14 protein-coding genes and 1 other RNA gene are annotated in these 14,980 nt (G+C 45.3%); 4 read left to right on the top strand and 11 right to left on the bottom strand.

Annotated elements, in window-relative coordinates; all coding sequences use genetic code 11:
• Positions 1-129: 129 nt before the first annotated feature.
• Positions 130-1,410, bottom strand: a complete 1,281-nt coding sequence (locus MKX46_RS24480; RefSeq protein ID WP_029516719.1) for a DNA polymerase IV — start codon at positions 1,408-1,410, stop codon at positions 130-132.
• Positions 1,411-1,702: 292 nt separating this feature from the next.
• On the opposite strand from MKX46_RS24480, the gene cimA reads away from it, so the two are divergent.
• Positions 1,703-3,319, top strand: a complete 1,617-nt coding sequence (gene cimA, locus MKX46_RS24475; RefSeq protein ID WP_341071884.1) for a citramalate synthase — start codon at positions 1,703-1,705, stop codon at positions 3,317-3,319.
• 39 nt (positions 3,320-3,358) lie between these two features.
• Here the strand turns inward: cimA and MKX46_RS24470 are convergent, their stop codons facing one another.
• The 4 genes from MKX46_RS24470 to MKX46_RS24455 all read right to left on the bottom strand — a co-directional run bounded on the left by MKX46_RS24470 (position 3,359) and on the right by MKX46_RS24455 (position 7,443).
• Positions 3,359-4,003, bottom strand: a complete 645-nt coding sequence (locus tag MKX46_RS24470; protein WP_341071883.1) for a TlpA family protein disulfide reductase — start codon at positions 4,001-4,003, stop codon at positions 3,359-3,361.
• 171 nt (positions 4,004-4,174) lie between these two features.
• Complete coding sequence (locus MKX46_RS24465) at positions 4,175-4,912, bottom strand: exonuclease domain-containing protein (protein ID WP_029516716.1); 738 nt, start codon at positions 4,910-4,912, stop codon at positions 4,175-4,177.
• Positions 4,909-5,991, bottom strand: coding sequence for a DUF294 nucleotidyltransferase-like domain-containing protein (locus MKX46_RS24460; protein ID WP_029516715.1), 1,083 nt, complete (start codon positions 5,989-5,991; stop codon positions 4,909-4,911). The genes MKX46_RS24465 and MKX46_RS24460 overlap by 4 nt, the downstream gene beginning before the upstream one ends.
• Positions 5,992-6,039: 48 nt before the next feature.
• Complete coding sequence (locus MKX46_RS24455; RefSeq protein WP_029516714.1) at positions 6,040-7,443, bottom strand: ammonium transporter; 1,404 nt, start codon at positions 7,441-7,443, stop codon at positions 6,040-6,042.
• A 295-nt stretch (positions 7,444-7,738) separates the two neighbouring features.
• Between MKX46_RS24455 and MKX46_RS24450 the strand changes: the two genes are divergently transcribed.
• Together MKX46_RS24450 and MKX46_RS24445 are read left to right on the top strand one after the other, a co-directional pair.
• Positions 7,739-8,170, top strand: coding sequence for a MerR family transcriptional regulator (locus MKX46_RS24450; protein WP_049816952.1), 432 nt, complete (start codon positions 7,739-7,741; stop codon positions 8,168-8,170).
• 42 nt (positions 8,171-8,212) lie between these two features.
• Positions 8,213-8,884: a zinc metallopeptidase gene (locus MKX46_RS24445; RefSeq protein ID WP_023988023.1), complete on the top strand. Its 672-nt coding sequence runs from the start codon at positions 8,213-8,215 to the stop codon at positions 8,882-8,884.
• 79 nt (positions 8,885-8,963) lie between these two features.
• Here MKX46_RS24445 and MKX46_RS24440 read toward each other — a convergent pair whose 3' ends face one another.
• The gene (locus MKX46_RS24440) at positions 8,964-9,902 is read right to left on the bottom strand and encodes a LysR family transcriptional regulator (protein ID WP_069011084.1); all 939 of its coding nucleotides are present in this window, start codon (positions 9,900-9,902) and stop codon (positions 8,964-8,966) included.
• A 97-nt stretch (positions 9,903-9,999) separates the two neighbouring features.
• Positions 10,000-10,623, bottom strand: coding sequence for a rhomboid family intramembrane serine protease (locus MKX46_RS24435; protein ID WP_069011083.1), 624 nt, complete (start codon positions 10,621-10,623; stop codon positions 10,000-10,002).
• Between the two features lie 119 nt (positions 10,624-10,742).
• Here MKX46_RS24435 and tpx point away from each other — a divergent pair, with 119 nt between their 5' ends.
• Complete coding sequence (gene tpx / locus MKX46_RS24430; protein ID WP_029516711.1) at positions 10,743-11,261, top strand: thiol peroxidase; 519 nt, start codon at positions 10,743-10,745, stop codon at positions 11,259-11,261.
• A gap of 92 nt (positions 11,262-11,353) precedes the next feature.
• Here tpx and MKX46_RS24425 read toward each other — a convergent pair whose 3' ends face one another.
• From MKX46_RS24425 to MKX46_RS24410, 4 genes are all read right to left on the bottom strand, one after another.
• Positions 11,354-11,746 carry a DUF1499 domain-containing protein gene (locus MKX46_RS24425; protein WP_013309718.1) on the bottom strand — a complete coding sequence of 131 codons (393 nt, stop codon included), beginning with the start codon at positions 11,744-11,746 and terminating at the stop codon, positions 11,354-11,356.
• A 210-nt stretch (positions 11,747-11,956) separates the two neighbouring features.
• Positions 11,957-12,151: non-coding RNA, 6S RNA (ssrS, locus tag MKX46_RS24420), on the bottom strand.
• A gap of 58 nt (positions 12,152-12,209) precedes the next feature.
• Positions 12,210-12,971, bottom strand: coding sequence for a YesL family protein (locus MKX46_RS24415; protein ID WP_029516710.1), 762 nt, complete (start codon positions 12,969-12,971; stop codon positions 12,210-12,212).
• 223 nt (positions 12,972-13,194) lie between these two features.
• Positions 13,195-14,784: a DEAD/DEAH box helicase gene (locus MKX46_RS24410; protein ID WP_029516709.1), complete on the bottom strand. Its 1,590-nt coding sequence runs from the start codon at positions 14,782-14,784 to the stop codon at positions 13,195-13,197.
• Positions 14,785-14,980: the final 196 nt, after the last annotated feature.

Below are 14,980 nucleotides of genomic sequence, written 5' to 3'. Positions count from 1 at the left end.
CAAACCAGCTTTTGCATTCTATTCACATATTAATACAAACCCAATATTATTACAAATTATTTTCCTTTATCCTTCATGCAAAAAATGCTTATAACGTAAGCTTCTGCTTGCACTAATCTATCCAAAAGTTCACTCCGGAGTTGGTAGATTGTCTTTTTGCAGCGAAGTTCCGCGCAACTTGGAGTTGCGAAGAAGTACCGAAGGATCATCTCCCAGCATCCCAGCGGTCAAAATTGCATTTTCACCAAACTTGTCGCGAAGTGCATCCATCGTCTTCAATAAGCTTTCTTTCTTGGGCTGATCCTGGTATTCAAATAGATCCATTTGAACGGCCGCTTCCTCCTTTGGAATAAGCTGCTGTAGCGTAATCCCCAGCAAGCGCACAGGCTTATCTTCTCCCCAATGGCGACGATATAACGCACAAGCTTCCTTATATATGTCCTCTGCACTTTCCGTAGGAGTGCTCCTGACTTGAGAACGCGTAAAGGTCTTCATATCCGGCGTCCGAATCGTCAATTGTATACCTCCTGCCAGCATACCGTGTCGTCGAAGCCGCCGGGCTACCTGATCACTAATGTTAAGAAGTACCCGTTGGGCTTCTTCCAGTTTGACCACATCCATAGGTAAGGTGGTCGTGTGGCCGATAGACTTGTTTGGCTCCCGCTCAGTGCTGACTGGAGAATGATTAATCCCGTTAGCAGCCAATTTTAACCACGAACCCGTCACACCAAATACCCCAACCAGCATATGTTCATCAGCCTTAGCCAGTTGCCCAATGGTGCGAATGTTCATTTGTAGAAGCTTATCTGCCGTTTTGCGGCCCACACCAAACAATTGACCACAAGGTAGGTTCCACAAAATGTTGGGTACATCACGCAAACGTAGAACAGAAATCCCGCGCGGTTTTTTCAGATCAGAGGCCATTTTGGCCAGCAACTTGTTGGGAGCAACTCCAATGGAACAGGGCAGGCCTAGTTCGTCTTCTACTCTGCGCTGGATTTCCTCAGCAATTTCCATAGGTGTTCCAAACTGTTTGGATCCAGAAATATCCAGATAACACTCATCAATTGAAGTTGCTTCCAGCATAGGCGTATACGAATATGCAATGCTCATAAACGCTTTGGAATAACGACGATACAAGTGAAAATCAGGCTGTATTACGATGAGCTGTGGACAGATCCGACGAGCCTGCTGAACGACCATTCCTGTTGAAATGCCCAATCGTCGGGCTTCATAAGAGCAGGTTACAATTACACCTTTGCGCAGCTCACTACTGCCTGCCACCGCGGTAGGTAGTCCCTCATATTTCTCCGGCTCCTCCGCGGCATGAACGGAACAATAAAATGCGTTCATATCCACATGCAGAATAACTCGCCCGCCAACCGGATAATAAGCACTGACATCTTTCATGCTCAACCCTTCTTTTAACTGTAAATTCACCCGTCATCGCGGGAATATGTGTTTTGATTTTACACTTGAGATACCCTTAAGTACCATTTCTATTTTACATAAAAAATAAAGGTTTTGCGGCTAAAAATGATAATTATATATTACAATTGAAGTCATAAGTTGATATAATCGACTAACATACGAACACGACAAACTAACGCTTTCCTGTTTTTAAGCGTTAAACTACTAAATTAATGTGCTTAAAAAAGCAGAATATCACCAATCTGAGCAATCCGCAAAGGAGGAGTCCCTCATGTCCACCGCTATTTCTATCTTTGACACAACGCTGCGAGACGGCACTCAAGGAGAAGGAATTAGCTTGTCTGCTGATGACAAATTGAAAATCGCCAAAAAACTCGATGATCTCGGTGTTCATTATATTGAAGGCGGGATTCCCGGAAGCAACAGCAAGGATATCGAATTTTTCAAACGGGTACAAGAACTGGGCCTTCGGGCAAAGATTGTAGCCTTCGGCAGCACGCGCCGCAAAGATAGCATCGCAGCACAGGATGTCAATCTGCAACGAATTCTGGAATCCGGCGCTCAGGCTGCTACACTTGTGGGTAAATCATGGGATTTTCATGTACACACTGCCTTACAGACGACACTGGAGGAAAATCTGTCTATGATTTACGACTCCATCGCCTTTTTAAAGCAAGGGGGCATGGAGGTTATTTTTGATGCCGAGCATTTTTTTGACGGATATAAAAACAATCCGGAGTATGCAATGGCCGTTATGAAAAAAGCTGAAGAAGCAGGCGCGGATTGGCTCGTGATGTGCGATACAAACGGCGGTACCCTGCCGCATGAGATTCAGGAAATTGTCACTATGCTGCAAAGCCAGATAACGAGGTCACAGTTGGGTATTCATACACACAATGACTGCGAGTTGGCAGTAGCGAACTCTCTAAGTGCTGTACAAGCAGGCGCAAGGCAGGTTCAGGGTACTATTAACGGGTACGGTGAACGGTGTGGTAACGCTAACCTGTGCTCCGTCATTCCTAATTTGCAGCTCAAGCTGGGTTACGACTGTCTAGATACCGAGAAGTTAAGTCAACTCCACAATACAGCCCGCTTTGTGAGTGAAGTCGCCAACGTCAATATGCCTGTGAACCAGCCTTATGTTGGCAATGCAGCTTTTGCCCATAAGGGGGGCATTCATGTGTCAGCCATTCTGCGCGACTCGCGAACTTATGAGCACATCGCTCCTGAACTTGTGGGGAACAAGCAGCGGGTCTTGGTCTCCGAACTGGCCGGGCAAAGCAACGTGGTATCCAAAGCGCAAGAGCTGGGCATCACCCTTGACCCATCCAGTGATGAGGCACGTGGCGTAATTAGCCGCATCAAGGAACTGGAGCATCAGGGATACCAGTTTGAAGGCGCGGACGCTTCGCTGGAACTGCTCATTCGTGAAGCAGGTAGTGAAGTGAAGGAAATGTTCTCTTTTGAATCCTTCAAAGTGCTGGTAGAGAAAACAGCCGGCCGCCCGGTCGTATCCGAGGCATTCTTGAAACTGAATGTCGCAGGGACGAGTGTCTATACTGCAGCTGAAGGCAACGGTCCTGTCAACGCGCTCGATAACGCACTCCGCAAGGCTCTTTCTCAATATTTCCCTGCTTTGCGGGACATGCATTTGGCCGACTACAAGGTACGTGTGCTTGACGAAAAGGATGCCACCGCCGCCAAGGTACGTGTGCTCATTGAGTCTAAAAATTACGAGGACGTCTGGAGTAACGTAGGCGTATCCGAAAATGTAATTGAAGCCAGCTGGGAAGCTCTCTTGGACAGCTTCCGTTACGCATTGTTGGAAGCACCAACTCCAACAAACGATCAGTCAGAGCTTACTCATCATGGATTAGTTAATCATTAATCAGTTGCTCGCATGAGCTTATAAGGTGCCTTTGGCGGTCTACTCGGCTCCCAAAGACACCTTCTTTTTTTGAAGAGTTTCTATTTTGCGTTCCAACTCCTGCTCACTGAGCATGCCGATGATGATTTCGCTGACCTGTCCATGAGGATCAACCATTACATGAGTTGGAAAAGCCACCCCTCCAACTCGTTCAAACAATGCTCCTTGCTCATCAAGTAAAATGGGAAACTGGAGATCCAAAGAGCGGGAAAACTTCTGTACATCCTCCAATCGATCATAACGAGTTACATTGATACCATACACATCTACATCATCTTTGTACTTACTATACAACTCATTCAGCATAGGCGCTTCTAATCGGCACGGATCGCACCATGAAGCCCAAAAGCTAATAACCAAAGCCTTATTGCGCGGGGCCCCTACATCGTAGGTCTTGCCGTTTAACCCCTTTAAAATCATAGAAGGAAGCCGTTGACCAGGCTTTAGCTTTTTCAATACCTCTACCGCATGTGTTTCAGCCTCTACCTCTTTCTTAGCTTCAAGTTTTTCTCTACCATTCCCCTCTTTTAAGGGTGCATTTTTCATGGACAGGGTTGCTGCATAAGTTGTGTTTGCAATAACTCCCCATGAAGCCCCAACCACAACCAGTATAACCATCGCTCTCATGAAAAGAATTTTTTTCACAGTCTTATCACCTGTCTTTCGTCTAAATGACCCTTACCTTCTCCATAGGATGCCCATACTGTCCCCACCTCTAACCTTCTAAATCTGAATAGGACGCAAAAAAACAGCAAACCCACGAAATCGCGAACTTGCTGTTTTGATGTGTATATGAATGCTATGCCTTGTACTGAATCAGGCATGACTTAAATGCGCGTAGACATCTGCCAAATTGGTCACATTACGCTTCAACATTTCCTGAACATAAGCAACCCACAGCTTAGCCGTCATTTTCGCATCCTCTAACGCATGGTGCCGCCCTTCAATCGGAATGGATTGATAGGTCAACAATTCATCCAAACTGTAGGTTTGATGTTGCTGTGGCTCAAGCCATTTGGCAAGCATCATCGTATCCAGAACACGATGAGTCAATTGAACTTTAGATGTTTTCCATAACGCAGCATTCAAAAAGGCCTTATCATGAGCGCTAGCATGTGCTACAAGTACTCGCCCACCTACAAAGGACATAAAGTCGTGCAGTCCATTCATAAGTGGTGGAGCTTCATCCGTCATTTCCCGGGTAATCCCAGTTAGTTCGGTAATGTACTCAGGAATCACAGTCCGTGGATTAACAAGCGTATAAAACTGCTCTTTTTCCATAATCATGTCCCCGACAACCCGAATCGCCCCGAACGATAAAATCTCATCTCCATGCTGTGCTGAAAATCCCGTTGTCTCCAGATCAAAAACTACCGTCTCCAAACGATCCAGCGGGGTCCGCAATACTTCAGAACGCCGTTGCTCCCGGGTTAAGGAGCGAATAAACGCCATCTGTTGAGCCGTAGGAGCCCCCATTACAGATGCGATCGCAGACGGCACTCCTCCTCTGCGGAGAGCGCTCCAGAAGCCACTTCCCTGCGCTGGTTCCTTCATGACCTTCTCCCTTCCATAAATCGCAACTGCCTTTGCAACGCACGATGCAACCGTCGTACCGTCGAAAGCGCCTCGCGCAACTCATGCCAGCCTTTACCTTGTTTCAGCGGCTTTACAGCCAGGTAGCCATTGCTGACCAGCAATCCATCATTCTCCTTCACTGGTGTAGCCATTCGTAGCTGAAGCGCAATCCGAAAGGCACGCTCGCAAGCATCGAGTAAAGGCAACGGTGCCGCTTCCAGTGATGCGAGACGACTGAGCCTTTTGAAGGTGGAGGTTTCCTCTACACCATGTTGCAACGCCAAAAAACGGACTGCGTTCACCAGCGGAATGTACAACCCGTATTTCACATCAAAATCGCCCGCATGCTCACCGAAGCGCTCGGTAACAACCTGACCTAAAATGTTAAGTGTCGCTTTATGCCTCACCGTGTTCCTAAGTACCGCCGAGGGTAAATCAGGATGTATTCGGAACAACTCATAAAAACTTCGTTTCCAGTTTGCAGATAGTCGTTCATCTCCAGCGATATGCCTCATATCAGACGAGATAATCAGATAACGGATCGGCTCCCAAGCAAAATCGTCCGACCATTTTGTTAGCTGTTTTTGCCATTCAGATAATGTTTGACGCCACAACGGCTCCGAGCACATTACTTTCCCCTCACATTTGGGATATCCCAAATACTCTAACATCGCAGACACTTTGCGACCAAACTCTCTAAAATATAATTCTTTGTCGGCAGATATCGTGTCACTGATAATCATACCGTTATCCTGGTCACTCCACAGCGTTGATTCCGAGCGCCCCATGCTTCCGAAGGCTATAAATGCGTAAGGGACGGGAGGAGGGCCGAAGCCATCCTCAACCATCCCTTTTTCGCACATTTGTACAGCTCTGGCCGCGATGCGGTCATGCATTTCATTCGCCGTTTGTAACCAGTCTGATAACGGAGCGGAGGCTTGAGAAGCCAGCAACCATTTTTGAGAGTCGACCCTGGCCCGCCTTAGCGATTCAGGTGTATCTGCATGATCAATCGCTTCGGCGGAACTCACCCAAGGGGCCATATTTTGCAGTTCCATACTTCCATCTCCTCCGCTCATCCATACTGGTTCTTTATATTTTACATATTAGTTCACAATTCCAGAACGCTTTTCAGCCTCAGCAACCAACTTCATTTGCTCAGGATAGCCGTACGTACCGTGTTCACTGATATCCAATCCCATTGTTTCTTCCTCTTCTGTAACGCGAATACCCATAATCGCTTTCATCGCACCCAGAATAATGAAGGAAATGACAAACACGAAAGCCAAAGTGCCAATCAGTCCAAGCAGCTGTACTCCTAATTGGGTAAATCCACCACCATAGAACAGACCCGCTTGACCTACACCAGTTATTTTTACAAGCTCAGGAGTAGCGAAGAACCCTGTGGACACTGCGCCCCACATCCCTGCAACACCGTGCACGGAGAAAGCATATACCGGGTCGTCTACTCTTGCACGCTCGAACCATTGCGCTGTGAAGAAAGTAACGATCCCTGCAACTGCACCAATGACCAATGCCGCCCAAGGTGCTACAAAGGCACAAGAACCAGTAATAGCAACCAAAGCCGCCAGCACACCGTTTAGCATAGCAGGAATATCTGCTTTTCCATATACCATCCAGGATACGAGCAAAGCGAAAACCCCACCTGCCGCAGCAGCAATATTGGTAGTCAAGGCCACATATCCAAAGAATCCGTCGTTCATAGCTGATACAGCACTACCCGGGTTAAACCCAAACCAACCAAACCAGAGAATAATAACACCCAAGATAGAGTACACCTGGTTATGACCAGGGATAATGTTCGGCTTGCCATCTTTATTAAACTTGCCCAGACGCGGTTTGAGCAGCAGGGTAGCGACGAGTGCTGCCGTAGCGCCTGTCAAATGGACTACCGTCGAACCGGCATAATCCTGCATCCCCAACTTACCAAGCCATCCACCGCCCCACACCCAGTGAGCTACAACCGGATAGATCACGATGGAGAACAAAATACCGAAAATAATGTATACACTTAATTTTGCACGCTCTGCCATCCCTCCACATGCGATAGAAAGTGATACCGCAGCGAAAGCAAAGTGGAACAAAAACATAATTGTAATCGGAACATCCAAACCTGAGAGAGCATCAAACGATGCAGCCGCATCCGTACCACTCATGAAGAAACCCGTCAGTCCCATAAATCCGTTTCCGCCATCATTACCAAAGCCGAATCCAAATCCAAGTGCCCAGAAGGACAAAGCCGCAACACCCGTGGTGAGAATCGTTTTACCAGCGACATGACCCGCATTCTTCATTCGAGTCGAGCCTGCCTCCAGCAATGCAAATCCCGCTTGCATAAAAAATACAAGTATAAATGCCAAGAACGTAAAGGCCGTGTTTAGCCCGGCTTGAAGTTGAATATTTGTCGGACCGTCAGCAGCAAACGCACCTACCGGAAAAGCTAATACTGTCAGCATGGCCAATAATACAACTAACCACTTTTTTCTCATGAAGCCCACTCCCTCAAATGTTAAGTTTCTTTACATTTCGTGAAATTCTTATTGTCATTATAATCAGAATACATGAAAGTTGACAAGATTTTTTTTATTATGTTAAAAAAATATGGTTCCAAACACTCCATGTCATATTTACTAACTATAAAAGTAGCTTGTTTCTGTTCAAAAAAAAGCATAACGTTTGACTGTATGGTTGGGAATCATGTAAAATATTCTTTATAAACACTCCGTTTGCAAATGCTAATATTGAAGGTTGAACGAAGAGCGCGAGGTGAAGACAGATGGGGATATGAAGCTGTATCGAATTGGTGAGCTAGCCAAGACGGCTGGTGTCAGCGAACGAACTATTGATTATTACACAAAGCTTGGTTTGATCACACCTGAAGAACGATCATTGAAAAATTATCGGCTCTATAATGATGAAACCTTAAACAGGCTTGAACGTATTAACCAAATGAAACAAGAGAAGTATAGCCTAGAGGAAATCAGACAGACACTGATTAAATGGAACTCGGTTGCGGGGGAAGAGCACGTCACTGACAAACTAACGAGTCTGGAGATGCACATGCAGCGTCTAGAGCGTGAAGTCAATGAACTACAACCTCTCTTGGGGCAGCTCAAGCCCGTTCAAGCGCGCAAGTTGCTTACTGGTCTACTACCACAAAGCGCCGCTTGTATCGAAGCTCTGAAGTATCTGCTGGAGCATAGTTCTATGATGTAGATACCTGGGCTAGTATGATGAACAATATTGGAGGGTTGCTTTATGATGGGTATGTATATATTGATTATTCTTGCGTTCGGATTATCCTTATGGGCGCAATTCCGTGTAAAAGGTACTTTTAATAAATGGTCTGATGTCCCAAATGAAAATGGGTTGACCGGTTATGATGCAGCTCGGCATATGCTAGATCGCAATGGTTTGCATGATGTGCCTATTGAACCAGTACCTGGTGCGTTATCTGACCATTATGATCCAATGCAAAGAGTCGTACGGCTGTCCGAGCCAGTTTATTATGAAAAATCCATTTCCGCAGTTGCCGTAGCTTGTCACGAGGTTGGTCATGCCATTCAGCATAAAGAGCATTATCCCATGCTGGCACTCCGTCACCGGATCTTTCCGATCGTAAACTTCGCTTCTGGGATTGCACCGTTTCTGCTGATTGCCGGTTTCTTATTCAGCTACACGAACCTGATTGGCTTGGGTATTATCTTTTTCTCGGCTACTGTTGCTTTTCAATTAATTACATTACCAGTTGAATTTAATGCTTCCAACCGGGCCCGAGAAATTATGGTTTCCGAAGGGTTTATCCGTAGTGATGAAGAACGGGGTATAGCCAAAGTATTAAATGCTGCTGCATTAACTTATGTGGCTGCAGCTCTTGTCTCCTTGTTGGAACTAATCCGCTTAATCGGTATCTTTAACAGCCGGGATTAATTGCTTGTGTTGCAAAAAAAGGTTGTTCCTCTACCAAGTTAACGGTAGAGAACAACCTTTTTCTTTATCTAAACTATACTCACTGTCCTAAATCCGCTTTTGCACTTCCGTTCGGAGTAGCAACACTACCTTTAAGACCAAAATATTGCAACAAAAAAGTTCGGAATGACTTTGCAACTAATGGCAGTTTATCATCTCTACGATGAATCAAGCCAATAGTTCGCGTGACTTCTGGATCAACAATTGACACTCTTGCAGGTTGAAGCGGGTTGGTCTGAAACAACGCCATTTCAGGCAAAAGGCTAACGCCCATACCAGCCGCAACTAATCCGCGTATCGTATCTGTCTCTTCACCTTCAAAAGCAATATCTGGGGTAAATCCTGCCTCCAGACAAGCCTGCCAGACAATCGGGCGTAACGAATATCCATCTCTGAACAGAATAAATTTTTCTCCTTTAAGCTGACTCAGCGTGATATGTTTGGCCGTAGCTAAAGGATGATTGGGCGGGAGAACAGCAAACAACTCCTCGGTCAGCACCACATCCCCCTCCACATGATCATGACGATCCGGAAAAGGAGATACAAAAGCCAAGTCCACCTCACCCGCTAACACATCACGAATTAAACTCGGATACATCCCCTGTTTAAATCTAAATTTAACATTGGGATACCGCTTTCGGAATTCAGCCACTACCGTAGGAATAAGATGAATCCCCAAACTGTGCGGAAAACCGATGCGGATTTCGCCCCCCTCAGGATCCAAAAACTCATGAACCTCCAAAACAGCTCGCTCCAGATCTTTTATTATCGTCTCAACCCGTTTGCAAAATAGCTGTCCCACTGGCGTAAGCTGCAAATTGCGACCCTTTTGCATAAAAAGATTAACTCCCAGCTCCTCTTCAAGCTGATGAATTTGCCGACTTACCGCAGATTGCGCCACATGTAGCTCCTCGGCTGCCTGAGTGACATGTTCTTTCTGCGCTACCTTCATGAAGTATTGCAACTGTCGTAATTCCACTCCGATATTCGCTCCAATCTGTTTTTCAACATCCGGAAGAAGACGTCAATCGAACATCATCCTCTTTCTTCCCTGCTAACTTACGGTAAAACTGTCTTTAGTGGCGTTTGCGCTGGCCAGTCAATCTAATTAATAATCCATACATGAAAAATCCACTGAGTAATCCCCCAAAGTGAGCGGTCCAATTAATGTTCGCTACAGCAAAAGAAAACAGAATGCCAAACCCAAGCAGCGTGTACAGCGTTTTGCGCGAAGCATCATCCATCAAGGAACGTTGGAACAAGGCAACGTACAGAAACGCCCCATAGATGCCATAAATCGCTCCTGAGGCCCCTACAGAGACTGTCGTTTCCGCCACCATGTTGTAATGGGCAATGGACAGTATGTTCCCTACAATACCCGTGACCAGATACAATAACACATAGCGGAAGGACCCCAGCAAACGCTCCAGCGGAGGAGCGAAGACGAGTATGGCAAAGGAATTGAACAGAAGATGATCAAACCCTGCATGTAAAAACATGGCTGATACATATCGCCACAGTTGATCGGTGAATGGCGCCTCATTAATCAAAGCTCCATATCGGATCAGCGTCAAACTATTTTCCGATCCACCCTGTACGGTGAGTACAACAAACATCACAATATTGATGAGCAAAATCAGACAGGTTACTGGGTAAAACCGCAAATAACTTTTCCAGTTCTCATAACGTAAAAAAATCAAGGCAATCCTTCCTTCATGGGTGTCTCCACCTTATTCAAATTGGACAATGTCTTTTATAAAAGATTATAATAGATTTCGGCAACGATAACCAATGCTAAAAACCAAGGAGGCTATTACATATGGCACAAGAACGTACAGGAGCTGCTACTTTTAAAGGCAATGCTTTGACACTCTTAGGTCCTGAACTGAAGGTTGGAGATCAGGCACCTGATTTCAAATTACAGAAAAACCTGTTAGAAGCAGCTACGCTCCAAGACTTTGCAGGCAAAGTCAAACTGATCAGTGTTGTTCCTTCTTTGGATACAGGTGTGTGTGACGCACAGACTCGACGTTTTAACCAGGAAGCTGATTCCCTTGGGGATCAAGTCGTGGTGCTGACTGTCAGCGTCGATCTGCCTTTCGCTCAAGCTCGTTGGTGCGGTGCTGCCGGTATTGACCGCGTATTGACACTGTCCGACTATAAGGATCATTCCTTTGGCGAAGCTTATGGTGTGTTCATCAAGGAATTCCATTTGGATCATAGAGCTATTTTTGTGATTGATCAAAATGACAAAATTGCTTACGTAGAATACTTGAGCGAAATGTCCGAACACCCTGACTATGACCAAGCGATTGCAGCAGTGAAAAAACTCGTCTAAATCAAGACTGCATATTAAAAAAGCGAGTGAAGGGTTGCCTTCCTCGCTTTTTTTGACGTTTGTCTGCCACATCACTGCTCACACATCTACAATCACTGCACAACCTTATGAGCAGACAGCTTCTTGTCAATCACAGCGAACAGTTGCAAAATGATGCGGTAATTCGCGCCCAAGTCCCCTAGCGATCCGCGTGAAGCAGAATAAATATCCACCGCACTCCGAACTGGTGAGACAGACAATATGGAAACGGTAATGTCGACGGTTCTACCGAACGCCGTTCGCTTCTCTAACGTAATTTCACCTACGGATGCTACCTCATGAAGAACCTTGTAGCCAGGAATTTTTTTTAGAATAGATGATACTTCTTCCCAAGCCTTGTCTCTCGATAAGTTATAATAGCGTGTCTTCATTTGGGGGTCCTTGACCCGGTCGCTTGTACCTTCTTGGCTGCGCACAATCCCTACCAGAGTCCTCTTCAACGACAAGACATTTCCTCCTTCACGATAATCGTTGCCATAATGCAGCACATCGGTTTTTTTGCTGCAAGCGCTTTATAAAACGTTAAACAACAAAAAGTTAACCGACCATACCTGTGGTATGCGACCTTAGTACCTCATGTCTTAGTTTAACATTGTTGCATACAAAAAACACCCTGTTTCTGCAAGAAGCATAAACAGAGTGTATTCATTATCTTTGGAGTACCCGCCGATGCCGTCCGACCATAGCGTCTTCTGAACCTGCTTTAGCAGGTGGGTGACCGCAGAATAAACTTTTGAAGTCCCCTTGTCAGGAATTGACAGGGCTTTTCAGCTATTCATCCGTATAGATCTCCCTAGACATTGTCATTGGTTCAAAACAACAAATGACCGTAACGTGCATCGCAGGATATGACCTTATTATAGCGCTTCTCACTCAGAAAGTAAATGCTAGGAGAAATATGTTTTATTTTTAGAGGTTATCACTTTTCTTGTCTTCAATGCTTGCCGTATCTTCATCTTTCTGCTTCATTTTTTCCATTTGATCCTGCATTTTAAGGAATGTTCCATAAAAATTAAAGAAAGCGAACCAGGCAACTACACTACCGATGAAGAATAAGAAAAGCACAGGATATTTGACTCCGATAAATATAACAACGGCGCTACCGAGCATGGTAGAAAATACACGGAATGGTCGAATCAGCGTCAGTAAAACCGCATTTTTGATAATTTGTCCGGTAGACATATGATAATGAGCCACCATCGAAAAGAAGTTAAACATAGACACAAGCAAAATAATGATAAGAATGAGCATAATTACGCCCACGATTTGCAAGTTGCTGAGTTGTGTCATATATACGGTATAATCCACATACATGATGACAAACAGTAACGTGTAAAAGATACCCCCGATTAGACTCTGCTTATAGTTCTCTTTGTACCCTTTAAAAAAGGTACGAAACACGCCTGTATCGGTATCCCCCATTACCCATTTGCGAACCACTGTGAACATAGCCGATGTGGCTGGAAATAAAGTAAGCGGTGCCAAAACAGCCATCGCCCAATTCATTTGTAAAGATTCATTAGCCAAATTCTGATTCATTACAAGTAGTTTCAGTATGAGGCAGAACACAAAAGGCGACGAACATAACACCCATAACAAATTTGTAGCCGCCAGTCGGGTAATCCACTCGGTCAGGCGGTAAATACCACCCATAGCTCCTTTAAACTCCAATGTCAGTCTCTCCCTCCGCAAGCCTTGGCAGTTCCAAGACTCATGTTGCTATGCCTATAAATTCCGGCTCTTGGCTATATCATACCGTATTTCAGCCCTAATGCGCCAGTGAAATCAATAAGTGCCTCATTAAAGCAGATTGCTAAAAGGTTCATACATACTGATTCAATCATAACAAAAAAGCCGAAGCTTCATCTGCTTCGACTTTTCATTATTTCATTTCTTATTCGGAAGAGGAATCTTCACGTCTTGCAGGACGACGAGTTTCCCCATTGCTGCTCGGGCGTGGTTTGCGATCTCCACTGTACCGGCTTCCGGAATCACGGTTGTAGCCACCGCCTTCTTTGCCACGGTTGTAACCGCCATATCCACCTTTGCTGCCACTACCGCCGCTACCACCGGAACGGTTGGAATTGTAACCACCGTTGCTGCGACCGCTGTAGTTGGAAGGCTTGCGACCGCCAGAACGCACGTCTGGTTTACGACGTTTTGCACGGATCGGATCTTCTGGAGTCAGCTCAATCGATGCTTCTCTCTTCTCACCAGTCATTAGTTTCAGAGCTGCGGAGAGAAGTTGCACAGAATCATATTGCTCCAGCATTTGAATAGCCAAACCTTTGTACTCGTTCAGCTCGCCGCTTTCTACAGCCTCTAGGAGACGTTCAGCAATGATACGTTGTTTGCCTTCCAGAGCTTCAGCCAACGTTGGAAGCGGCTTGCGTGGAATGCGGTGACGAGTTACACGTTCGATAAAGTGCAAATGGTCAATTTCACGAGGCGTTACGAAAGACCAAGCTTCCCCTTCTTTACCTGCACGTCCAGTACGTCCAATACGGTGAACATAGCTTTCTGGATCTTGCGGAAGGTCAAAGTTCACAACGTGAGTTACACCGGAAACGTCCAAGCCACGGGCAGCTACATCAGTCGCTACGAGCACATCGATGCTTCCGTCACGGAATTTACGCATTACAGCATCACGTTGGTTTTGAGACAAGTCACCATGCAAACCGTCTGCAGAATATCCGCGTTTTTGCAGAGCTTCAGCCAGCTCGTCTACCCGACGCTTGGTACGACCAAATACGATAGCAAGTTCTGGGGATTCCATGTCGATCAAACGGCTCAATGCTTCGAATTTTTGACGCTCAGGAACTTCGATATAGGCCTGATCAATCAGTGGAGCACTAACTTGTTTAGGAATAACTGAAACATGCTCAGGATTTTTGAGGAATTGTTCAGCCAATCTTTTAATATTAGGAGGCATTGTAGCCGAGAAAAGCATCGTTTGACGCTCGTCTGGAACTTGCTTCAGAATGGATTGAATATCTTCCATAAAACCCATATCCAACATTTCATCTGCTTCATCCAAAACAACTGTGTTTACATCTTCCAGCTTGATGGTTTTACGATTAATATGGTCAAGCAAGCGTCCTGGCGTACCAATAATAATTTGAGGTTTCTTTTTCAAAGCGCGAATCTGGCGTACGATATCTTGTCCACCATAGATTGGCAAAGTACGAAGACCTTTGAAACGGGAGAGTTTTTCGATTTCTTCAGCTACCTGGATAGCAAGCTCACGTGTTGGTGCCATGATCAGAGCTCTGATTTTTTCGTCGCTTCTAGAAATTTTGTTGATCAGCGGAATACCAAACGCAGCAGTTTTACCAGTACCTGTTTGGGCTTGGCCAATCATGTCTCTGCCTTGTAGTGCAATCGGGATGGATTGCGATTGAATTGGTGTTGCTTCTTCAAAACCCAGTTCTGTAATCGCCTGAATTACTTTCGGTTCAAGATCAAATTCTGCAAATGTCGTCAAATTTATTCAAACTCCTTCTTAATGGTGGATGTGGTGGACAATCCACAATGTTGTCTGTATTCTTAAGTAGCGATATTATTGTATAAGTTTTCCCCAATACAGTGACAGTTTATTTAGACCTATAACTGCATCTTTCTGTAATGAATTTGGGGAACCTATCCGATACATCTTAAACGAATTTATCCTTTTTAAAACA

The sequence above is a fragment of the Paenibacillus sp. FSL P4-0113 genome, assembly GCF_038009305.1.
Classification (GTDB): Bacteria; Bacillota; Bacilli; order Paenibacillales; family Paenibacillaceae; genus Paenibacillus; species Paenibacillus polymyxa_D.
This window is presented reverse-complemented; position numbering and strand designations above follow the sequence as displayed.